This window comes from Bordetella sp. N (genome assembly GCF_001433395.1).
In the GTDB taxonomy this organism is placed as follows: Bacteria; Pseudomonadota; Gammaproteobacteria; order Burkholderiales; family Burkholderiaceae_B; genus Bordetella_C.
Map to the genome: position 1 here is coordinate 5,019,838 of NZ_CP013111.1, position 20,583 is coordinate 5,040,420.

The 20,583-nt window shown below is 66.9% G+C and carries 18 protein-coding genes and 1 riboswitch; of the genes, 11 read left to right on the top strand and 7 right to left on the bottom strand.

Annotated elements, in window-relative coordinates; all coding sequences use genetic code 11:
- Positions 1-11: 11 nt before the first annotated feature.
- From ASB57_RS21630 to ASB57_RS21650, 5 genes are read right to left on the bottom strand one after another with little or no spacing between them, the layout of a single operon-like run.
- Positions 12-1,604 (bottom strand): four-carbon acid sugar kinase family protein, encoded by a 1,593-nt coding sequence (locus ASB57_RS21630; protein ID WP_082621746.1) that lies wholly within the window; start codon positions 1,602-1,604, stop codon positions 12-14.
- On the bottom strand, positions 1,597-2,862 hold the full coding sequence (locus ASB57_RS21635) for a ribulose-bisphosphate carboxylase large subunit family protein (protein ID WP_057654083.1): 1,266 nt from the start codon (positions 2,860-2,862) through the stop codon (positions 1,597-1,599). The genes ASB57_RS21630 and ASB57_RS21635 overlap by 8 nt, the downstream gene beginning before the upstream one ends.
- Before the next feature lie 60 nt (positions 2,863-2,922).
- Entirely contained in the window at positions 2,923-3,462 is a 540-nt protein-coding gene (locus ASB57_RS21640) for a VOC family protein (RefSeq protein WP_057654084.1), read from the bottom strand.
- Between the two features lie 16 nt (positions 3,463-3,478).
- Positions 3,479-5,362 carry a TRAP transporter large permease subunit gene (locus tag ASB57_RS21645; protein WP_057654085.1) on the bottom strand — a complete coding sequence of 628 codons (1,884 nt, stop codon included), beginning with the start codon at positions 5,360-5,362 and terminating at the stop codon, positions 3,479-3,481.
- Positions 5,363-5,374: 12 nt separating this feature from the next.
- Complete coding sequence (locus tag ASB57_RS21650; RefSeq protein ID WP_057654086.1) at positions 5,375-6,391, bottom strand: TRAP transporter substrate-binding protein; 1,017 nt, start codon at positions 6,389-6,391, stop codon at positions 5,375-5,377.
- Between the two features lie 125 nt (positions 6,392-6,516).
- On the opposite strand from ASB57_RS21650, the gene ASB57_RS21655 reads away from it, so the two are divergent.
- Complete coding sequence (locus tag ASB57_RS21655) at positions 6,517-7,440, top strand: LysR family transcriptional regulator (protein WP_197424785.1); 924 nt, start codon at positions 6,517-6,519, stop codon at positions 7,438-7,440.
- Between the two features lie 46 nt (positions 7,441-7,486).
- Here the strand turns inward: ASB57_RS21655 and selD are convergent, their stop codons facing one another.
- Complete coding sequence (selD, locus tag ASB57_RS21660) at positions 7,487-8,548, bottom strand: selenide, water dikinase SelD (RefSeq protein ID WP_057654087.1); 1,062 nt, start codon at positions 8,546-8,548, stop codon at positions 7,487-7,489.
- Between the two features lie 162 nt (positions 8,549-8,710).
- On the opposite strand from selD, the gene pap reads away from it, so the two are divergent.
- The 9 genes from pap (at position 8,711) to ASB57_RS21705 (ending at position 18,438) form a co-directional block, all read left to right on the top strand.
- Positions 8,711-10,183 (top strand): polyphosphate:AMP phosphotransferase, encoded by a 1,473-nt coding sequence (pap, locus tag ASB57_RS21665; RefSeq protein ID WP_057654088.1) that lies wholly within the window; start codon positions 8,711-8,713, stop codon positions 10,181-10,183.
- A 50-nt stretch (positions 10,184-10,233) separates the two neighbouring features.
- Complete coding sequence (locus ASB57_RS21670) at positions 10,234-10,698, top strand: HIT family protein (protein ID WP_057656330.1); 465 nt, start codon at positions 10,234-10,236, stop codon at positions 10,696-10,698.
- Between the two features lie 50 nt (positions 10,699-10,748).
- Positions 10,749-11,222, top strand: a complete 474-nt coding sequence (locus ASB57_RS21675; protein WP_057654089.1) for an STY0301 family protein — start codon at positions 10,749-10,751, stop codon at positions 11,220-11,222.
- Positions 11,223-11,290: 68 nt separating this feature from the next.
- Positions 11,291-12,046, top strand: a complete 756-nt coding sequence (locus ASB57_RS21680) for a uracil-DNA glycosylase (protein ID WP_057656331.1) — start codon at positions 11,291-11,293, stop codon at positions 12,044-12,046.
- Between the two features lie 322 nt (positions 12,047-12,368).
- Positions 12,369-14,297, top strand: a complete 1,929-nt coding sequence (locus ASB57_RS21685) for a DEAD/DEAH box helicase (protein WP_082621747.1) — start codon at positions 12,369-12,371, stop codon at positions 14,295-14,297.
- Positions 14,298-14,455: 158 nt separating this feature from the next.
- Entirely contained in the window at positions 14,456-15,628 is a 1,173-nt protein-coding gene (locus tag ASB57_RS21690) for a class I SAM-dependent methyltransferase (RefSeq protein WP_057654090.1), read from the top strand.
- Between the two features lie 168 nt (positions 15,629-15,796).
- Positions 15,797-16,681, top strand: coding sequence for an alpha/beta fold hydrolase (locus tag ASB57_RS21695; RefSeq protein ID WP_057654091.1), 885 nt, complete (start codon positions 15,797-15,799; stop codon positions 16,679-16,681).
- Between the two features lie 128 nt (positions 16,682-16,809).
- Positions 16,810-18,048, top strand: a complete 1,239-nt coding sequence (locus ASB57_RS21700; protein ID WP_082621749.1) for an ABC transporter substrate-binding protein — start codon at positions 16,810-16,812, stop codon at positions 18,046-18,048.
- A gap of 72 nt (positions 18,049-18,120) precedes the next feature.
- Positions 18,121-18,438, top strand: a complete 318-nt coding sequence (locus ASB57_RS21705; RefSeq protein ID WP_082621750.1) for a DUF1289 domain-containing protein — start codon at positions 18,121-18,123, stop codon at positions 18,436-18,438.
- A gap of 30 nt (positions 18,439-18,468) precedes the next feature.
- Here the strand turns inward: ASB57_RS21705 and ASB57_RS21710 are convergent, their stop codons facing one another.
- The gene (locus ASB57_RS21710; protein WP_057656335.1) at positions 18,469-19,095 is read right to left on the bottom strand and encodes an OmpW family protein; all 627 of its coding nucleotides are present in this window, start codon (positions 19,093-19,095) and stop codon (positions 18,469-18,471) included.
- Between the two features lie 288 nt (positions 19,096-19,383).
- Between ASB57_RS21710 and ASB57_RS21715 the strand changes: the two genes are divergently transcribed.
- Positions 19,384-20,415: a glycosyltransferase family 1 protein gene (locus ASB57_RS21715; RefSeq protein ID WP_057654092.1), complete on the top strand. Its 1,032-nt coding sequence runs from the start codon at positions 19,384-19,386 to the stop codon at positions 20,413-20,415.
- Positions 20,408-20,503, top strand: a riboswitch (S-adenosyl-L-homocysteine riboswitch). Its footprint overlaps the gene before it by 8 nt.
- The last annotated feature ends 80 nt before the right edge of the window (positions 20,504-20,583 follow it).

The following is a 20,583-nucleotide window of genomic DNA, read 5'->3' on the forward strand; positions in this document are numbered from 1 at the left end:
CTGCCGGCTTGTCAGATCCCGGCCAGCAAGTCGGGGAATAACGAGGGCGGCCCCATCTGGCCGCCCTTTAGCATGAGCTCCACGCCGTCCAGGGACTGGCCTGGCGCGTCGATGCGGCATACGGCGACGCCGGGGGCCAGGACGTAGGCCAGGGTCAGCGCGGTGATGCCCCAGGACTGCACGGCCAGGCTCGATGTGTCGCCCCCCGCGAAGCCGACGCGCTTCAAGGGATGGCGGCGCAACACTTCCTTCATCAGGCGTCCGCTACCGCCGGCCAGGGCTTGCGTGAAGCCCGGGCGCACGGCCGCGCCGGCATCGGCGAAAGTGGTATGCGCGACGACGCTGCGGCCCGAGCGTAAGGCTTCGGTAATGCGGGCGATGACGGCTGTCATCGCGCCATCGTCCTTGCGGTCGCCGTAGTTGGCCAGCGCGCCGGGATCGACGGCGACGGACACGAAGCCGTCCTGTTCGGCGCGCGCGATCTGCGCCGCGGTCACAGGCGAACGGCTGCCCGCCACGATAAAAGTTTGCGGCACGGAAACCGCCGCCCGGGCGGCCGTGGCAGCGGCCGAAGCGTTCGCTTGCGCGACGCCCGCGACATTCGCGGCATTCGCGTCCTGGGCGACGTTCAAGCCGCCCGCGACGTCGCCAGCAGCAACGGGGGCATCTGCCTGCGCGGCTAACAGCGCTTGCACCACGCCCGTGGGACCCACCGCCAGCAACGGGCCGGCGGGCGGGAGACGTGCCCTTAGCAGACGGCCTATCGCGGCAAGATGCGCGGGCCGCGTCACGTCGAACAGCACGGCTTCGACGCCGTCGTTCAACAGCGCATCCAGACGTGCATCCTGTTCACCTTCAGGCAGCTCCAGCATCTCGACATCGAAGGACAAGACCTGCAGACCCTGCCGGCCCAGGTGGACTCGCAGGTCCGCCTCGTCCATGGGCGTCACGGGATGGCAGCTCATGGTGGGATGGCGATCGATGCGATAGATCCTGCCATCCTGCCCTGCCCGCGCGTACAAATTCGCGTACGCGCAATACCGGCCAAGATTCGGCTGCCCACCCACTATATAAACAGGTGGCGGCTGCGTCCCGGCCGCCGCAGTCAGTGGCGCACTGGCCGGCCTGCCTGCCGACGCAGCCGACAATCCCGGCGCTGCTGGCGCCAGCGAGGACACCGCCGCCAATGCCGCGCGAGCCAACGTGGCCGCATGGCCGATGCTGCCAATATGCGTCGCGCTGTCGAACGTGGAGCAGGTCTTGTAATGCAGCACGGCAGCGCCGGTAGCGACCAACCCGGCAAAGATCCTCGGCAGCACCCGGTCCATTTCTTCCGGCGCCATGGACCGCGCGCTTCCCGCCACGCCTATGCAATCCAGCTCGCCATGCCGGCGCAGATCCTCGACGCTGGGCACGTCCATGAACAGCGCCGCTTTCCACCCCCCCAACACCGCCGCCGCCAGCGTATCCGTGGACCCGGTGAAATCGTCCCCATAGAACGCAAGCCGAGGCCGGCCACCCCTGACGCCCGGGCCCTCCGCGTCGCCAGCAGCGCCTGGCTCCGACCCGCGTGTCGGAAGGTCCCCCGTCACGCCATCACCCATAAAACGCCAACGCCTGCGCCAACGCGGGCCGCTGCCGCGCGAACTCCGGCAAGGCGATACCGGCCGTCGCCGCGTCCCACGCGTCGCGGATGCTCTGCACGCCGGCCGCCGGCCCGTCCGGGTGACCCAGAATGCCGCCCCCGGACAGGAAAATCAGATCCTGCCCGCCCAGCGCCGCGAACGTCGCCGGCACCGTCCCCGCCCACTGCCCCGACGAAAACACCGGCATCACCGCATCGCCTCCCGCCATGGGCGTCAGGCAAGCGCGCGCCGACGCAATGACGCTGTCGTCGCTTTCATAAAACTTCCCACCCAGTCCATTGACGTGCAGCTGATCCACCCCCGCCAGCCGCCACAAGGCCTGATAAGCCTGGAAATCGATGCCCAGCGCGGGATGCCGCGACATCATCGCCAGGCCATTACGATGGCCATGCAGCGCCAGCGGCGTGCTGCGCCGCAGCGCCTGGATGGCCGAGAAGCCACACCAGTTCAAGCTGGCCATGACGCAGGTGCCGCCGGCACTGGCCACCAGATCGGCATGGCGCCGCATGGCATCCAGGTCGTCCGAAATATTGAAGGCATACATCACCTTGCGGCCCGTCCGCTGGGCATGATCGTTGATGACCCGCATGACCTCATCGACCCGCTGCGCCAGGGGCGAATGCGGCGGATTGGCCATCACTTCGTCATCCTTGATGAAGTCCACGCCGGCGGCGCACAGGCCGGCCACCGTGCGAGCGGTGTCGGCCGGCGTCATGCCGACGTTGGGTTTGATGATGGTGCCCAGAATGGGCCCGGCATCCCGGCCCGTCAAGGCGCGCGTGCCCGCCACCCCGTGGCGCGGCGCATCGAACTGCCGCACGAATTCCGGAGGCAGATCCAGCGACAGCAGCTTCACGCCCGTCATCTCGCCCAGGTCGTAGATATTGCCGCCCACCGTCGCCGCCAGGGTCGGCAGGTTGGCGCCGACGTTGTCGATGGGAAAGGACACGGTGATGCGCGCCTGTTTGTACGGCCCGCCCACGCCGCGCCGTTCCAGGTAGGCATTCGGCAGGCTGGGCACATCCGACTCGCCGGTCTGCCGGATGGACGTGACCACGGCCCGTGAGCGTGCCCGCAGGTCATCGGTCTCGCCCGCCACCCGCACGAAGGTGCCGCTGGACTGCTCGCCCGCCAGCACCTCGGCGGCCTGTTCCAGCGGAAAGGGCGTTTCTATCAAATACGTGGCGCGGTAATCGGCGCGGGATACATCATTCATGGCGTGGCCTGTGCGAGCGGATGCCTGCGGATACGGTTGAAACGGGGGCAGCGGTAGGCGTTACAGCGTGGCAAGGTCGGGAAAGGGCCGCACCGCGTCCTTGCCATCCCAACCCAGCGACGCCTCGCGTATCAGCTTGAACAACTTGCCCTTGGGACCCGCCACTTCGGACAACTCGATGACCGTGCCCGGATGGGTCTCGGTTTCGTAATAGACATAGCGGCCGCGCTCGCCCACCTCGCCGCTCATGCCCACCTTCAGGCCTTGCGCCTGCAGGCGTGCCACGTCCGCGTCGAAGTTCTCGGTCCAGTAAGCCAGATGCTGCAGGCCGGTACGGCCCGCGTCCAGGAAGGCCTTGTACATGGACGGCGCGTCGTTGCGCTGCTGGATCAGTTCGATCTGCAACGGTCCGGAATTCGCCAGGGCCACCGACACCTCGATGGGCGACGGCTCGCCCTTGTAGCGGAAGTTCTTCACCGGCACGCGGTCGGCGTAGTACCAGGGCCCGATGCCCAGCACTTCGCTCCAGTGCTTCATCTCTTTGTGGATATCGTGAACGACGTAACCGGCCTGCCGGACTTCGCCAAAGAATCGACTCATAGCGTTGCAACCTCGATCAAAGGAAACCCGTGGAAATCCAGGGGATGAAGGCCACCAGCAGCACGCCGACAACCAGCGCGCCCAGATAGCCCCACATATAAGGCATGGCGTCGTCCGGATTCACCTTGCTGATGGCGCAGGCACCGTAGTACCCCACTCCGAACGGCGGCGCGAACAAGCCCACGCCCATGGAAAGAATCACCACCATCGCGTAATGCACTTCGTTGACGCCGACGGCGCGCGCGATGGGAAACAGCAAGGGCCCGAACAGCACGATGGCCGGTATGCCTTCCAGCACGCTGCCCAGGATGGTGAAGGCGACGATGGACACCAGCAGGAAGCCGATGGCGCCACCCGGCAGATTCGCCATGACGTCGGCCAGGTCGCGCGAGAAGCCGGATTGTGTCAGCCCCCAGGCCATGCCGGTCGCCGCCCCCACGATGAAGATGATGGCGCCGGCCAGCGCGGCGGTATCCACCAGCATGCGCGGCAGACGTTGCCAATCGAAGCGGCGGTACAACAACAGTCCGGCCAGCACCGAATACGCGATACCCAGGGTCGACACTTCGGTCGCCGTCGCCACGCCTTCGACCACCGCGGCGCGGATGAAGAAGGGCAGCAACAACGCCGGCAACGCGATCGCCAGCAGGCGCAGGATTTCCCGGCCGGGGGTGCGGCGCACCTGGGACAGGTCCTCGTCGCGGCTGCGCCGCCACACGATGATGGCCAGGGTCAGACCCAGGGCCGCGCCCGGCAACAGGCCGCCGGTGAACAAGGCTGCGATGGACACGCCCGTCACCGACCCGATGGTGATCAAAACGATGCTGGGCGGTATGGTTTCGGTCTGTGCGCCGGTGCAGGACAGCAGCGCCGCCAGATTGCCGGGCCGCGCGCCCCGCTGCTTCATTTCCGGGAACAGGGCGGGCGCCACCGCGGCCATATCCGCCACCTTGGAACCCGAGATGCCGGACACCAGATACATGGCGCCGATCAGCACATAGGACAGGCCGCCGCGCACGTGTCCCAGCAGGCTGGCGAGAAAACCGATCATGGCGCGCGCCATGCCTGTCATCTCTATCAGCAGCCCCAGGAAGATGAACATCGGCACCGCCAGCAGGATCAGGTGCGACATGCCCTCGTCCATGCGGCCCACGAGCACCATCATGGGAGTGTGCGTGGTCAGGGCCAGATAACCGAAGGTGGCCAGCGCGAAGGAAAACGCGATGGGCACGCCCAGGAACACATTGGCCGCCACCACACCCACGAAAAAGATGATCAGGTTGATCTTGCCCAGTCCCGCCAACACCGGCTGCGCCAGCATGAACGCACCCATGATGGCACCCACCACCGCCAGCGCGCCCAGCACCTGCCTGGCGCTGCCGACGCGGGCCAGCCGCAACAGGGCGAACAGCACCATCAAGCCGAAGCCGACGGGCAAGGCCGCCGCGCGCCAGGCATTGGAGATTTCCAGCGCGGGAGTCGTGACGATGGCTTCCTCGGTGGCGTATTCCAGCGCGTGCGGAAACACCACCAGCAGAAAGGCCAGCGACGCGGCGATGGCCACGGTGTCGAGCCAGGCCCGCGTGGCCGGCGCGCAGCGCGCCAGCAGCGCCGTCATGCGCATGTGTTCGCCGCGCCGCAGCGCCACCACGGCGCCCAGCATGGACAGCCACAGGAACAGGATGGAGGCCAGCTCATCGCCCCACACCAGCGGCGCGTGGAAGGCGTAGCGGGCGATCACGCCGGCGAGCAATACGAAGATCTCCGCAAGCACCAGCGCGGCGGCCGGAACTTCCACCGCCAATCCGAGCACGCGTTCGCAGCGGGCGAAGAAACCGCCCGATGCGGACGCAGCGGTGGAACCCGCGGGAGCGACATAGGGGGCGGTGGACGCTTGCATGGCCTGCCCCGCTTACGCCAGTTTGCCGACGGCGTCTTCCAGCAGGTTCCAGGCGTCGGCGCCGAACTTGTTGCGCCATTCGCCGTAGAAACCCGATTGCCGTAGTGCCGCCTGGAAGCTGTCCGCGGCGGGGTGGTTGAATTTCAGCCCCTTGCTTTCCAGGTCGGCCTGGATGGACTCGTTCATCTTCTTCAGGTCTTCCCGCTGCTGCATGCCTGCTTCGTTGAACGCGGTCTCCCACAGCTTCTGCAGGTCGGGCGGCAGGCGCTTGAAGGCACGGCCGTTGGCGATGAACCAGTAACCGTCCCAGATGTGGTTGGTCACCGAGCAGTATTTCTGCACTTCATAGATCTTGGCCGCCTGGATGATGGGCAGCGGATTCTCCTGCGCGTCGACGATGCGCGTCTGCAAGGCCGAATAGACCTCGCTGAACTGCAAGCTGGCCGGCGCGGCCGACAGGGCCTTGAACATGGAGATCGACAGCGGGCTCACCGGCACGCGGATCTTGATGCCGTCCAGGTCCTTGGCGCTGGCGATGGGCTTGTTGCTGGTGGTCACCTGGCGGAAGCCGTTGTCCCACATCTTCTCGAACGCGTACAGATTGGCCTTGCCTATACCTTCGCGCACGTGGGCGCCCAGCTTGCCGTCCATCGCCTTCCACACCTGGGCGTAGTCCGAAAAGGCGAAGCCGACCGCGTTGATCGCGGCCACCGGCACCACCGTGGCGATCACCAGCGCCGACGGCGTGAACAGTTCGATGCCGCCGCTGCGCACCTGCGACAGCATGTCAGTGTCGCCGCCCAATTGATTGTTGGGGAAGATGGCGATATCCAGCCGGCCGTTGGATTCCTTCTTGATGCGGTCGACGGCCTGCTGCGCCCGGATGTGCAGCGGATGCGTCATCGGCAGGTTGTGCGCGTACTTATAGGAAAACTCGGCGGCGGCGCGCGCATAGCGAGGCACGCCCAGATACAGGGCCGGGGCGGCCGCGAGCGCGCGCAGCACCGTGCGACGGGTGGTGAGGGTCATTGCTTGTCTCCTTGGGGGCGCCGGCGTCGAGGTCTTCTTATTGGCCCGCCGGCACAGACCGACTTGGCCCTAATGTATCCCGATGGCTAGAATCGGAGAAACAGAAAATTTGGGACGATTAAGCGATGAAAGAGATAAATCTTTCGACCCGTGACCTGCGCGCCTTCCTGGCCCTGGCGGAGCAGCGCAGCTTCACGCGCGCCGCCGTGCAATGCCATCTGTCCCAATCGGCGTTCAGCTCCCTGATCCGCGCCATCGAGGACACGCTGGGATATCGCCTGTTCGACCGCAATACCCGCAACGTGGAACTGACGCCGCAAGGCCAGCTGCTGGAAACGTCGGTGCGGCGCATGCTGAACGACTTCGATGAAATGATCGACGACTTCCGCGGGCACGCGACCCTCAGCAAGGGCCGGGTGTCGATCGCCGCCCTGCCCTCGATCGCATCGGGTTGGCTGCCCGGCATCTTCGCGGAATTCCGCAAGCGCTATCCGGCCATCGACATCGAACTGGCCGACGTGCTGTCCGCCCCCTGCCTGGAACGGGTGCGTACCGGCCGCGCGGATTTCGCGCTGGCGTCGTCAGGGGTGCAGGCGGAAGACCTGGAAGCGCGCCTGCTGTGCAACGACCGCTTCCACCTGGTGTGCCGCGCCGATCACCCTTTGGCGCGGCAGCGGGGGATCGGCCTGCGCGATCTGTCCGAAGCGCCTTTCATCCACCTGGCGCGCTCGCACAGCGTGCGGCTGCAACTGGAAAGGGCATTTCATCCCTACCCCATGCGCACGGCGATGGAGGTCGAGCAATTGGCCACGGTCACCGGCATGATTTCCGCCGGCATCGGCATCACGGTGGTGCCGGCCTTGACCCTGTACGAGTTCGAGCGGCCCGACCTGGTCAGCCGGCCGCTGCGCATGCCGGGCCTGGTGCGTCGCATCTATCTGGTCAAACGGCGCGGCGCCAGCCTGCCCGCGGCGGCGCAGCAGTTATATGCCCTGATGCTGGAGCGCAAGCCCAAGCGGCCGGTTGCAGCCGCGCGGCCAGGACGTTGACACGTCTGTGTCTGGCTTGTGGGCTTGGGGCCAGTCGTCCGCGCCGTCAGTCCACCTGCACCACGGCGTCACCGGCCACCATCTCGCCGACCACCGCGGCAGTATCGAAGCCCTGCTGCGCCAGCGTCTTCAACACCGCATCGACCGTATCCGGCGCACAGGCCACCAGCAGCCCCCCGGATGTCTGGGGGTCGGTGAGCAAGGCGCGCGCAACGTCGTCGACCCCCGCGCCCAGGCGGATGGACGCCCCATATGACGCCCAGTTGCGGCCCGACGCACCGGTCACGTAACCCGCGCGCGCCAGCGTCTGCACTTGCGGTAACCAGGGCAGGCCCGCCAGCCGCAGCCGCGCCGTCAAGCCGGCGCCACGCGCCATTTCCAGCGAGTGGCCCAACAGGCCGAAGCCGGTCACGTCGGTGATGGCGTGCACGCCGGGCAAGGCGGCCAACGCCGGCCCCGGCGTATTCAGGCGCGTGGTGCTGGCGATCATCGCGCGATAACCGTCCTCGTCCAGATGGTTCTTCTTCAAGGCCGCCGACAGCACGCCCACCCCCAGCGGCTTGCTCAGCACCAGCACGTCGCCCGCCTTGGCGTCGGCGTTGCGTTTCACACGCGCGGGATGCACCAGGCCCATAGCCGCCAGGCCGTAGATGGGTTCGACCGAATCGATGGAGTGGCCGCCCGCTACCGGAATGCCGGCCTGCGCGCACACATCCTGGCCGCCCTTCAGAATCTGCGCGATGGTCTCGGGCGGCAGCACATTGATCGGCATACCCAGGATGGCCAGCGCCATGATCGGCGTGCCGCCCATGGCGTACACATCGGACAGGGCATTGGTGGCGGCGATGCGGCCGAAATCGTAGGGATCGTCGACGATGGGCATGAAGAAATCCGTCGTCGCGATCAGCGCCTGTTCGTCGTTCAGACGGTAGACGGCGGCGTCATCGGCGGTCTCGGTGCCCACCATCAATTGCGGATGGGCCATGGCGGGACCGAAGCGCGCCAGCAGGTCGGACAACACGCCGGGGGCTATCTTGCAGCCACAGCCGCCACCGTGGGACAGGGAAGTCAGCCGCGGCGCCGCGGCGGCCTGAGTGTCTTGTGTCATGTGCGATCTCCAGTGCAGGCAAGCTTAGCACCGGGCCCGGGGGGCGCCGCCATGACAAGGCCAGCGGGCCGCGCCCGCCGTGGCGTGACTTGGCGCGACTTGCCGCGCCCCCGGTAATCGTTCAACATCCCCGGCAACGACAACCCTCTCCCCCCCGCCCGCATGTTCGCAGAAGCCGAAGCCGACCCCAGCCTTAGCCGCATGGCCTTCAAGAAACAGGAGACCCGGCTGCGCACCGCCCTGGTCAAAGCGCAATACGCCCGTCTGGAGGCAGGCGAGCGCGCTTTGCTGATCGTCGTGGCCGGCATCGACGGCGCGGGCAAGGGCGCCACGGTCAACCTGCTCAATGAGTGGATGGACCCACGCCATATCCTGACCCAGGGCTTCGGCGTGCCCGACGAACTGGAACGCCAGTACCCGCCCTTGTGGCGCTACTGGAACGCCCTGCCGGCCAAGGGCCGCACGGGTATCGTGTTCGGCTCCTGGTACGCGCCGCTGTTGTTCGAAGGCGCCCGCAAGCACCCCAACGTCGAACGCCTGGACGCCTTGGCCACCGGGATCCGCCGCTTCGAAAACCAGCTGGCGGCCGATGGCGTGCAGATCCTAAAGCTCTGGTTCCACCTGTCGCCCAAGGCGCAGAAGGAACGCAGCAAGCGCCTGCAGGCGTCGCCCGACACGGCCTGGCAGGTGCTGCCGGAAGACCTGCTGGTGCAGAAGCATTTCGAGCGCCTGCGGGAATCCGGCCACCATGCGATCAGCCGCACCGACGCCCCGCATGCGCCCTGGGTGGTGATTCCCAGCGCCGACGACAATATGCGCTCGGTGGCGGCCGCGCAGGCGGTGCTGCACGCGCTGCAGAAAGGCGCCATCCGCGTGCCCAGTCCCGCCGTCGCCGGCGCGGGCCAGGCCGGCCGCCGCGACATCCTGGGCAAGCTCGACTTTCGCGCCAGCACCGACAAGGACGACTACGACACCCGCCTGGGCGCCTTGCAGGGCCGCCTTGCGCGCGCCATGCGCGACCCGGCCTTCCGCCAGCATTCCCTGGTGCTGGCGTTCGAGGGCCAGGACGCCGCCGGCAAAGGGGGCGCCATCCGCCGCGTGACCCAGGCGCTGGACGCACGCCACTACGAAATCACCCCCGTGGCGGCGCCGTCGCCGCACGAGTTGTCGCGCCCTTACCTTTGGCGTTTCTGGCGCCGCGTGCCGCGCCAGGGCCGCGTCGCCATCTTCGACCGGTCCTGGTACGGCCGCGTCCTGGTCGAGCGCGTGGAAGACTTCACGCCGGCCAGCGCCTGGAAGCGGGCCTATGGCGAAATCAACGACTTCGAAGCGCAACTGGCCGGCCAGGGCGCCATCGTCCTGAAGTTCTGGATGGCGATCAGCCGCGAAGAACAGCTGAAGCGCTTCCGCGAGCGCGAAGCGTCGCCCTATAAAACGTTCAAGATCACCAAGGACGACTGGCGCAATCGCCGCAAATGGCCGGCCTACCTGACCGCCGCCAACGAGATGATCGCGCGCACCGACACCGTCGCCGCGCCCTGGCGCATCATCGCTACCGACGACAAGCGGCTGGCGCGCCTGCAAGTGCTGGAACACATCGTCGAGACCGTGGAAAAAGCGCTCGGACGCGAATGATCTTGGTATAAAGCGACTTGTCCAAAGCGAAGCCGCGCCGGCCCGAATCCATGACTACGCTCTCTCCCGACTGTCCTCTCTGCCAGCAAGCCGGCGGCGCCCTGCTTTGGCGCGGCGACCACCTGCGGGTGGTGGAAGTGGACGACGCCGACTACCCGGGCTTCACCCGGGTGATCTGGCATTCCCATATTCCTGAGATGACCAGCCTGTCGCGCCATGGCCGCGAGCTGATGATGCAGACGGTGTACACGGTCGAGGAAGTCCAACGGGAAATCTTCCATCCCGACAAGGTCAACCTGGCCTCACTCGGCAATATGGTGCCGCACCTGCACTGGCATGTGATCCCGCGCTGGCGCGGCGACCGCCATTTTCCCGATGCCGTCTGGGCGGCGCCTCGCGTGGCGCCCGGCACCGAAACCGAAGAATGGCACGCGCGCATGGCGCGCCTGCAGGGCCTGATGCAGCGCTACCGCAACCGCCTGCTCGAAGCCCTGGGCGCCATGGCGCGTCATTGAAGCGGCCCCCGCCGCTCCCGGGGCAGCGCCCTGCAGCCACAGGAATAATCATGTTGAAGTCCAAATTCCCTTCCGCCTCTTCCCGCCTGCCGCTGCTGCTGGGCGCGCTGCTGCTGACCCCGGCGGCGTGGGCGGCACGTCCGGTCAACAACACGCCGTGCCCGCCAATGATGCAGATCTCGCAGACGCCGGTGAATACCCCGCCCGGCTGGACGCTGATGGCGGATCCTCGCCGTGACGCCAATCATCATCTGCAGGCCGTGACGTTCTTCGCCGGCGATCCGCAGGACATGGCGTCCCTGTCGCCGGACCTTGAAAAGCGCACGCCCAAGGGCTACTCGTCCACCTGGCGCTTCCAGCAGCATGGCGGCCAGCAGCAGGACTACTGGATCGCGTGCAGCTACACCGACACCAACCTGGTCGCCGTCCGCAAGCTGGCCGACAACATCAGCCAGTGCGACATGACGCAGTACCTGAGCGACCGCAAGCGCCCGGGCGGGTCGGTGGATATCGTCTGCTATTGAAGAGCCGGGAATAACGCGGGAATAACGCGGAAAGAACGCGGCCGCCCGGCTTTGGCACAATGGCGGCCATGCCGAACGACAACCGCCTGACTACCCCCCTCGCTCCCCAGATCGCCAGCCTGCCCGCCGCCTGGGCCGCCGCCTTGCGCGAGCCCGACGTGGCCGCGGCCCTGGACAATCTGGACGCGCTGATCACGCGCCGCCTGGCCGAGGGCGCCACCATCTATCCCGCCGCGCCCTTCCGCGCCTTGCACGGCCTGGAGCCGGCCGCCGTGCGGGTGGTGATCCTGGGCCAGGACCCTTATCACGGGCCGGGCCAGGCCCAGGGCCTGGCGTTCTCCGTACCGGATGAGGAGCGCCGGCCGCCCAGCCTGCGCAACATCCTCAAGGAAATCGCCGCGGAATATCCAGGCGCCGCCGTCGCGGCCAACGACCTCACCCCCTGGACCGAGCAAGGCGTGTTGCTGCTGAACACATCGCTGACCGTGGAAGACGGCCAGCCCGCCTCGCACGCCAAGCGCGGCTGGGAACGGGTTACCGACGCGCTGATCCGCCTGGTTGCCCGGGAATCGCACCCCAAGGTCTTCATGCTGTGGGGTGCTCATGCGCAAGCCAAACAGGCCTTGTTGCCGGCAGACAACAAGCATTTGGTGCTGACGTCGAATCATCCGTCGCCGCTGTCGGCCTTGCGCCCCCCCCTGCCTTTCCTTGGCTGCGGGCACTTCAAACAGGCCAATGACTGGCTCCAAGCGCAAGGACAAAAAATTGTCGATTGGGGTTTGCCCGATAAAAAGCTGGCATTACAAAACGAATTCAGGTTATGATTTGCGCGCTGCACCACCAAAGTTTCGGCACTTTCCCGAGCCTTCGTCCGGTTTCCGCATATGGCCAAGCCTTTGCGCACCGCGTCTCCGGGTCCGGTAGTCATGCAGTCGCCGCCGGGTAAGACAAAACCCCGGCCCAAGCCGAACTTCATCGCTTCCTGACCTCCTTTCCTTTCGCCCAGCGTTCACTCCTTTCGAACGCATCCCGCGCATGGTTGATCCGGTCGGCTTCGATGCTCACTCAACCGCGCCAGGATCCGGCCTCCTATCCCTGTAGCCGTCCGCGCACTTATTGCCGCTTATCAAGCGGCAAGGGCTAGTAATGTCTTTCGAAACGTCTATTGATTCCTCGACCGAAACCACGATCGAGACCGCAGTCGAAACCGCATCCGCATTCGATTCCCTGGGCCTTGCCCCGACGCTGTTGTCCGCGGTGAAGACCGCCGGCTTCAACGCCCCCACGCCCGTTCAGGCCGCCGCGATTCCGCAGGCGCTGGCTGGCCGTGACCTGATGGTCTCGTCGCAGACCGGCAGCGGCAAGACCGCAGCCTTCATGCTGCCCGCCCTGAACCGCATCGCCCAGCAGCCCGCCAACAAGGGCGTCGGCGTGCAGGTGCTGGTGTTGACCCCGACCCGCGAACTGGCCATGCAGGTCAATGATGCGACCCGTATCTACGGCCGCAACATTGCCGATCTGCGTACGACCATCGTCGTCGGCGGCATGCCTTATGGCGCGCAGCTCAAGGCCCTGTCGCGTCGTGTCGACGTGCTGGTCGCCACCCCGGGCCGTCTGCTGGATCACCTGCAGTCGGGCCGCGTCAAACTGAATACCGTGCACACCCTGGTGCTCGATGAAGCCGACCGCATGCTGGACATGGGTTTCATCGAAGACATCGAAACCATCCTCAGCCGCCTGCCCGCCGAACGCCAGACCCTGCTGTTCTCGGCCACGCTGGATGGCAGCGTCGCACGCCTGGCCGCCAAGATGATGCGTGATCCGCAGCGCATCGAGATCGCCGGCGCCAAGGAAAAGCACGGCAACATCACGCAAAGCCTGATGTACGCCGACGACCAGGATCACAAGAAGCAGCTGCTGGACCACGTGCTGCGTGACGCCAAGCTGGATCAAGCCATCGTCTTCACCGCCACCAAGCGCGGCGCCGACGACCTGGCCAACCACCTGAGCGACCAAGGCTTCGCCGCCGCCGCTCTGCACGGTGACATGAACCAGCGCCAACGCACCCGCACCCTGGGCCTGCTGCAACGCGGCCAGCTGCGCGTGCTGGTGGCCACCGACGTCGCGGCCCGCGGCATCGACGTGCAAGGCATCAGCCACGCCATCAATTTCGACCTGCCCATGCAGGCCGAAGACTACGTGCACCGTATCGGCCGTACCGGCCGCGCCGGTCGCGACGGTCTGGCGTTCACGCTGGCCACGCACTCGGAGCGCCACAAGGTGCGCCGTATCGAGCATTTCATCGGCCAGAACATCGCGCCGCAAATCATCGCCGGCCTGGAACCCAAGCGCGCCCCCCGTCCTTATGAAGGTGGCGACCGCGGTGCCAAGCGCAGCTTCGGCAGCAAGCGCCCGCAAGGCCAGGGCCGTCCGTACCAAGGCGGCGACCGTCCGCGTTCGTTCGGTGATCGTCCGCAACGCCCTGAAGGCGCTGCCGGCGGTTTCCGCGGCGAGCGCGCCAGCGGCGGCTTCCGTAGCGACGACGCGTTCCGTTCGGAATCGGGTGGCTTCCGTCGTGAAGGCGGTGCTCGTCCTGAAGGTGGTTTCCAACGCGAAGGTGGCTTCCGTCGCGAAGGCGGTGCCCGTCCTGAAGGTGGTTTCCAGCGCGAAGGTGGCTTCCGCCGTGAAGGTGGTGCCCGTCCCGAAGGCGGCTTCCGCCGCGAAGGCGGTGCCCGTCCTGAAGGTGGCTTCCGTCCCGAAGGCGGCTTCCGTCGTGAAGGCGGTGCTCGTCCCGAAGGCGGTTTCCGCCGCGAAGGTGGTGCCCGTCCTGAAGGTGGCTTCCGTCGCGAAGGCGCTGCTCGTCCCGAAGGTGGCTTCCAACGCGAAGGCGGTTATCGTCCGGAAGGTGGCTTCCGTCGCGAAGGCGGTGCCCGTCCCGAAGGCGGCTTCCGCGCCGAGCGTCGTGAAGGCCCCGGCCACGGTGAAGGCCGTCCGACCCGTCCGGCGTTCGAGAAGCGCGCCGGCGGCCCCGCCAAGCGTTTCGACAAGCCCGGCTTCGCCGGCCGTCGCGACTAAGCACGGGCCAGGCACTCTGTAGTCCCACTCGCTGGATACCAACCGGACGGCAATTCGTTGCCATCCGGTCGACAACCCGGCGGGCGAAGCGGAATTTCCCATTTGCTGAAAGAATGGGGATTCCGCTTTTTGATTTTTTACTTCCCCGGCGCCGCAGCATGACATCCAATCCTGCTTTCGATCTCGACCCCGACACCCGTGCTCACGGCGACCGCGTCGCCCGGCACCTGCGCCAGGCCATCGCCGGCGCGGATGGCTGGCTCCCATTCGAAGACTGGATGGCCGAAGCCCTGTATGCGCCGGGCCTGGGCTACTACGCCGCCGGCAGCGCCAAGCTGGCCGAGGCCGCCAACGGCCACGCGCTGACGGGCGACTTCGTCACCGCGCCGGAGCTGACCCCGCTGTTCGGCCAGACGCTGGCCAACCAGGCCGCGCAGATCCTGCGCGGCGCCGACAGCCTGGACGTACTGGAATTCGGCGCCGGCAGCGGCGCCCTCGCCGCCAGCGTGATTGCCGCGCTGGATGCCCAAGGCCTGCACGTGCGTTATGCCATCGTCGAAGTTTCCGCCGACCTGCGCGCGCGCCAGCAGATGCGCCTGGCCGCGCTGGGCAGCCGGGTCACCTGGCTGGACCACCTGCCGGAGTCCTTCACGGGCTGTGTCCTGGCCAATGAGGTGCTGGACGCGATGCCTGTCGACATCTTTCGCATGGATGAGCAGGGCAACCTGGGCCGCCGCGGCGTGGCCGTCGGCGCCGATGGCGGCTTCGTGTGGGAAGACCGCCCGGCGGATGCGGACCTGGCGCAGCGCGTTGCCGAAAGGATGCCGCAATACGCAGGCTACACCTCCGAGATCAACCATCAAGGCGAGGCGTGGGTGCGTGGCCTGGGACAGTGGCTGCGCCGCGGTGGTGCCTTGCTGTTCGATTACGGCTTTCCGCGGGCCGAGTATTACCACCCGCAGCGCGCCGGCGGCACGTTGATGTGCCATCTGCGTCACCACGCCCATGCCGACCCCTTCGTGGCGCCCGGCCTGCAGGACATCACCGCCCACGTCGACTTCACCGCCATGGCCGATGCCGCGCTGGAAGGAGGCCTGGACGTGCTGGGCTATACGTCGCAGGCCCGCTTCCTGATGAACGCCGGCCTGATGGAGCAGTTCACGGGACTCGATCCCAGCGACGCCGCCGCCTATGCCCGCATCGTCGCCCCCGTGCAGAAACTGCTGTCGGAAGCGGAGATGGGGGAATTGTTCAAGGTCCTGGCCGTCGGCCGCGGAATAGACGGGCCGTTGATGGGCTTCAACCGCGGCGACCGGCGCGACACCCTGTAGGTCTGGGCGCGGGCGCGCGCGCCACGGTTGCTCCCGGCACTTGCGTTGCGACCGCCTCCTTGTCTATGGTGGTGGATCGGGCGACCCACGCCCGCATGCCACGGCATCCAGGCAGCACTGCCTGGCGCAGCCATCCACCGGCATCGCCACGCTGACCCAGGAGACATCATGACCGCGCTGTTCGACCTGCCCCTGCAACGTATCGACGTCGGCGACGGCATGCATATCGCCGCCAGGGTGGCGGGCGAAGGACCGCCCCTGCTGCTGCTGCACGGCCATCCGCAGACCCATGTCATCTGGCACCGCATCTGGCCGGCGCTGACCCAGCGCTACACCTGCGTGGCGGCCGACCTGCGTGGCTACGGCGACAGCGACAAGCCGGCCGCCGCGCCGGACCACGCCGCCCATTCCAAGCGCGTGATGGCGCAAGACATGGTGAACCTGATGGGCAAGCTCGGCCATGACCGCTTCGATGTGTTGGCGCATGACCGCGGCGCCCGCGTGGCGCATCGCCTGGGGCTGGACCATGCCGAACGTGTCGGCCGCATGATGCTGCTGGACATCGCGCCCACCCTGGACATGTACCAAGGCACCACCCGCGCCTTCGCCCAGGCCTACTACCACTGGTTCTGGCTGATCCAGCCGGCGCCCATGCCGGAAACCATGATCGGCCACGATCCGGTCTTCTACGTGCGCGCCGTGATGGGCGGCCGTCCCGGCGGACTGGCCATCTTCGACGCGCGCGCCTTGGCCGAATACGAGCGTTGCGCCGCCCTGCCCGGCCTGCCGGTCGGGATCTGCGAGGACTACCGCGCGTCGGCCACGCTGGACCTGGAACATGACCGCGAGGACCGCGCCGCGGGCCGCAAGCTGGCTTGCCCGACGCGCGTGCTGTGGGGCGCGCGCGGCGCGGTGGGCCGCAACTTCGACGTCCTGGGCCTGTGGCGCGCGGTAGCCGACGACGTCGACGGGCAGGCGCTGGACGCCGCGCACTATCTGGCTGAAGAAGTGCCCGATCCCGTCACGGCCAACGCCCTGGCGTTTTTCGGCTGATCCGCACGGATCTGCCCGGAGGATTGAGGACGTACCCCTACGGGTTACGGGAGGACGTCCCCCTCCGGGCTACCGTGGCGCGTACCCCTTCGGTATAGTCACGCGATCAGCAATCGGAAAGAGGCATCATGGACAAGCGCTACCCCCGCGCCCGCATCTCTCACGCAGCGCGCCTGCTGGGCCTGGCCGCCACGGCCTGGGCTTTGACGACTGGCGCCGCGCAGGCGCAGATCACCGTGCGTATCGGCGAGGTCAACAGCTACAAGGCTCAACCGGCTTTTCTCGAGCCCTACCGCAACGGCATGCAACTGGCGGTGGACGAGGTCAATGCGGCCGGCGGCGTGGGCGGCAAGAAGCTGGAACTGTTCACCCGCGACGACAATGCCAATCCCGGTGACGCCGTGCGCGCCGCTGAAGAACTGATGACGCGCGAACGCGTCGACGTGCTGATGGGCGGCTATCTGTCCAATATCGGCCTGGCGTTGGCCGACTTCGCCCGCCAGAAGAAAATCTTCTTCCTGGCCAGCGAGCCGCTGACCGACAAGATCGTCTGGCAGAACGGCAACCGCTATACCTTCCGCCTGCGCGTCTCCACGTATATGCAGGCGGCCATGCTGGTGCCCGAAGCCGCCAAGCTGGGCAAGAAGCGCTGGGCCTTCGTCTATCCCAATTACGAATACGGCCTGTCGGCGGTGGCCACCTTCAAGGACTTGCTGAAGAAAGCCCAGCCGGACGTCGAATTCGTCGGCGACCAGGCCGCGCCGCTGGGCAAGGTGGACGCAGGCAGCGTGGCGCAGGCCCTGGCCGACGCCAAGCCGGACGCCATCTTCAATGTGCTGTTCGCGGGCGACCTGACCAAGCTGGTACGGGAAGGCACGACCCGCGGCCTGTTCCCGGCCACCCCCGTGGTCAGCATGCTGACCGGCGAGCCCGAATACCTGGATCCGCTCAAGGACGAGACGCCGGCAGGCTGGATCGTCACCGGCTATCCCTGGTCCACCATCCAGACCCCGGAACACACGGCCTTCCTCAAGGCCTATCGCGATCGCTACAAGGACTATCCGCGCCTGGGCGCGGTGGTGGGCTACAGCGCCATCAAGTCACTGGCGGCCGGCCTGGCCAAGGCTGATGGCAGCGCGCAGCCCGACAAGCTGATTCCCGCTTTCGAAGGCCTGCACGTCGATATCCCCTTCGGCCGCATCCAGTACCGCGCCATCGATCACCAATCGACCATGGGCGCCTATGTGGGCAAGCTGGCCGTGCAGGATGGCAAGGGCGTGATGGTGGATTACCAATACAAGGACGGCGCGAACTTCCTGCCGTCCGACGACGAGGTCCGCAAACTGCGCCCCGCATCCGCGCAGTAGGCACTTACCTCCGGCCATGCCCCCAGGGGTCGTACGGGTAAGAGACCGGGCCCCGGTGCTATGCTCTGGCCCATGGTTTGCCCGTACATCGATCCCTCTTCGTCTTTCCCCGAAGGCGCCGCGCCCGGCGCTGACGCCAGCCCCTCCGACACCTCCGTGGGCGGCGCCGTCACGCCCCCCGCCCAGCCCGCCAGCGAAGGCGGCCGGGGAGTCTTCACCGCCACCGATTCGCCCTGCGTGGCGGTCTGCTCCACGCTCTACGACGACATCTGCCGCGGCTGCGGCCGCACGGCCATGGAAGTGGCCGAGTGGGTCTTCCTGAACGACGAAGAGAAACGGGTCATCTGGACACGCATCCGCGCGGAAGGCTATCCGAAGCGCAAGATCTGAACGCCGCGTTCCGCCGCCTTCGCCTTCCCCTTAGAAGCGATAACCCACCGCCACCGTGAACACCCACGGGTCGACGTGCGCGCGGCCGATGATGTCGCCATTGAGCTTCACCTTCGAATCGATATCGATGTAGCGGACGTCGGCGTTCAGCAGCCAGCGGTCGCTCAACTGGTAGTCCACGCCGATCTGGCCGGCCACCCCCCAAGAATCCGTCAGCTTGACGTCGTTGCCCGCCAGCGCGCCACGGCCCTTGGTGTCGAAGAAGTGGGTGTAGTTCAAGCCCACGCCCACATACGGCTGGATCTTGCTGTCCGGGAGGAAATGCCATTGCAGGCTGAGGGTGGGCGGCAGTTGCTTGCTGTTGACGATGTTGCCGCTGACCGCGCCGCTGCCGCTCACATCGTGCTGGAAGGGCACGGCCCCCAGCAGTTCGATGCCGATGTTCTTCGTCGCCATATAGGTGACCGTGAAGCTGGGCCGCACGCTCTTGTTCGCATGCAGGCCCACCGCGCCATCCAGCGCGTTGCCGGTGTCGGACTTGGGCCGCACCTGAGTGGCGCCGACGCGCAGCAGCCAGTCGCCGGCGTCATAGGCATGGGCCGGCGTCGCCACGAACAGCGCCGCGCCCAGACCACACAAGGCGATGCCGGCGCGCATTGCGTTGACGACGCGACCGCTGCGCTTGGACTGTCCGCTACGTAGCGCGCTTGCCATGGGGATTGCCATCTTCGTTTCTCCAATTTCGAAATTCTGTAGGGCAAGAATGGCAGCGGGGACGCATGGACCTGTTGATAAAAATCAACGGCCGCGACGATTGCACGACAGTGACAAAAGAAGTGTTGCGCCGCTATCGCGGCCTGGGCGCAACGCCGGCGGACGCCTGTCGCCTACATGTCATCTAAGCCGTGCTTAATGGCGTTTTTCGCGGCTCCATAGGTGCTCGCCATGCTCATAGTGCTGGTCACGGATGCCTGGCATCCGCAGGTCAACGGCGTTGTCCGTACGTGGACGACGATGTGCCGTTTATTGCGTGAGTGGGGACACGAAGTCCTCGTCGTCAGTCCGGAGGGTGCGCGCACCGTGCCGGCGCCGTCCGAGCCCGATCTGCGGCTGTGCCTGTTTCCCGGTCAACAGCTGAAGCGCGTGCTGGGCGACGTGGTGCCCGACATCCTGCACATCGCCACCGAAGGCCCCTTGGGGCTGGCCGCGAGACGCATGGCGCAGAAGCGCGGCTGGCGCTTCACCACGTCCTTCCACACGATGTTCCCCGACTACCTGGAAGCACGCATGGGCATCCCGGCCGCGCTGCCGTGGCGCTTCCTGCGCTGGTTCCACAAGCCGTCGCAGCAGGTGCTGGTGCCCACGCCCACGGTGCGTGACATCGTCGCCAGCCGCGGTTTGCAGAACCTGCAGGTATGGTCGCGCGGCGTCGACGGCAACAAATTCACGCCGGGCGCACGCGATGCGTTTTCCGAACTGCCGCGCCCCGTATTCCTGAGCGTCGGCCGCGTGGCCAAGGAAAAGAATCTGGACGCCTTCCTGGCGCTGGACCTGCCCGGCTCGAAGCTGGTGGTCGGCGCGGGGCCGGACGAAGCCCGCCTGCGCAAGAAATTTCCCAACGTCCGCTTCGAAGGCATGCGCTCGGACGCCGAACTGCCGCGCTATTACTCGGCCGCCGACGTGTTCGTCTTCCCCAGCCTGACGGATACCTTTGGCCTGGTCATGCTGGAAGCCATGGCCTGCGGCACGCCGGTGGCGGCCTTCCGCAGCGAGGCGCCGCTGGCGGTGATCCAGGAAGGCGTTACCGGTTATCTGAACGACGACCTGGGCGCGGCTTGCCAGGCGGCGCTGGGCCTGGACCGCGACGCGGTGCGCCAGCATGCGCTGGGGCGCACCTGGGATAGCGTGGCCAAGGATCTCTTGGCGGCCTTTGTACCGCTAACGCCGGCCACCCGCTACAATATCGCCCACGCTTGAGGAGCGTTGCGACGGATCATTCCGCCAGGCTCAAGCATTCCAGGGTATGCCGCGTTCGCGCGGCACCATGAAACGGCGCTCACCTTAGCTGCTTCGCGGCAGTGAAGGCGAGCACGCCGTGTGGTTCTCCACCGGTACGGCCGGGTCCCCTTTCAGGGTGTCCGCGCG

Coding starts and splice junctions, on each gene's coding strand:
- ASB57_RS21670 (WP_057656330.1), top strand. CDS start 10,234: ATGACTACGCTCTCTCCCGACTGTCCTCTCTGCCAGCAAGCCGGCGGC.
- ASB57_RS21650 (WP_057654086.1), bottom strand. CDS start 6,391: ATGACCCTCACCACCCGTCGCACGGTGCTGCGCGCGCTCGCGGCCGCC.
- ASB57_RS21635 (WP_057654083.1), bottom strand. CDS start 2,862: ATGAATGATGTATCCCGCGCCGATTACCGCGCCACGTATTTGATAGAA.
- ASB57_RS21680 (WP_057656331.1), top strand. CDS start 11,291: ATGCCGAACGACAACCGCCTGACTACCCCCCTCGCTCCCCAGATCGCC.
- ASB57_RS21705 (WP_082621750.1), top strand. CDS start 18,121: ATGGTTTGCCCGTACATCGATCCCTCTTCGTCTTTCCCCGAAGGCGCC.
- ASB57_RS21655 (WP_197424785.1), top strand. CDS start 6,517: ATGAAAGAGATAAATCTTTCGACCCGTGACCTGCGCGCCTTCCTGGCC.
- ASB57_RS21645 (WP_057654085.1), bottom strand. CDS start 5,362: ATGCAAGCGTCCACCGCCCCCTATGTCGCTCCCGCGGGTTCCACCGCT.
- ASB57_RS21685 (WP_082621747.1), top strand. CDS start 12,369: ATGTCTTTCGAAACGTCTATTGATTCCTCGACCGAAACCACGATCGAG.
- ASB57_RS21690 (WP_057654090.1), top strand. CDS start 14,456: ATGACATCCAATCCTGCTTTCGATCTCGACCCCGACACCCGTGCTCAC.
- selD (WP_057654087.1), bottom strand. CDS start 8,548: ATGACACAAGACACTCAGGCCGCCGCGGCGCCGCGGCTGACTTCCCTG.
- ASB57_RS21630 (WP_082621746.1), bottom strand. CDS start 1,604: ATGGGTGATGGCGTGACGGGGGACCTTCCGACACGCGGGTCGGAGCCA.
- ASB57_RS21675 (WP_057654089.1), top strand. CDS start 10,749: ATGTTGAAGTCCAAATTCCCTTCCGCCTCTTCCCGCCTGCCGCTGCTG.
- ASB57_RS21710 (WP_057656335.1), bottom strand. CDS start 19,095: ATGCGCGCCGGCATCGCCTTGTGTGGTCTGGGCGCGGCGCTGTTCGTG.
- ASB57_RS21640 (WP_057654084.1), bottom strand. CDS start 3,462: ATGAGTCGATTCTTTGGCGAAGTCCGGCAGGCCGGTTACGTCGTTCAC.
- pap (WP_057654088.1), top strand. CDS start 8,711: ATGTTCGCAGAAGCCGAAGCCGACCCCAGCCTTAGCCGCATGGCCTTC.
- ASB57_RS21715 (WP_057654092.1), top strand. CDS start 19,384: ATGCTCATAGTGCTGGTCACGGATGCCTGGCATCCGCAGGTCAACGGC.
- ASB57_RS21700 (WP_082621749.1), top strand. CDS start 16,810: ATGGACAAGCGCTACCCCCGCGCCCGCATCTCTCACGCAGCGCGCCTG.
- ASB57_RS21695 (WP_057654091.1), top strand. CDS start 15,797: ATGACCGCGCTGTTCGACCTGCCCCTGCAACGTATCGACGTCGGCGAC.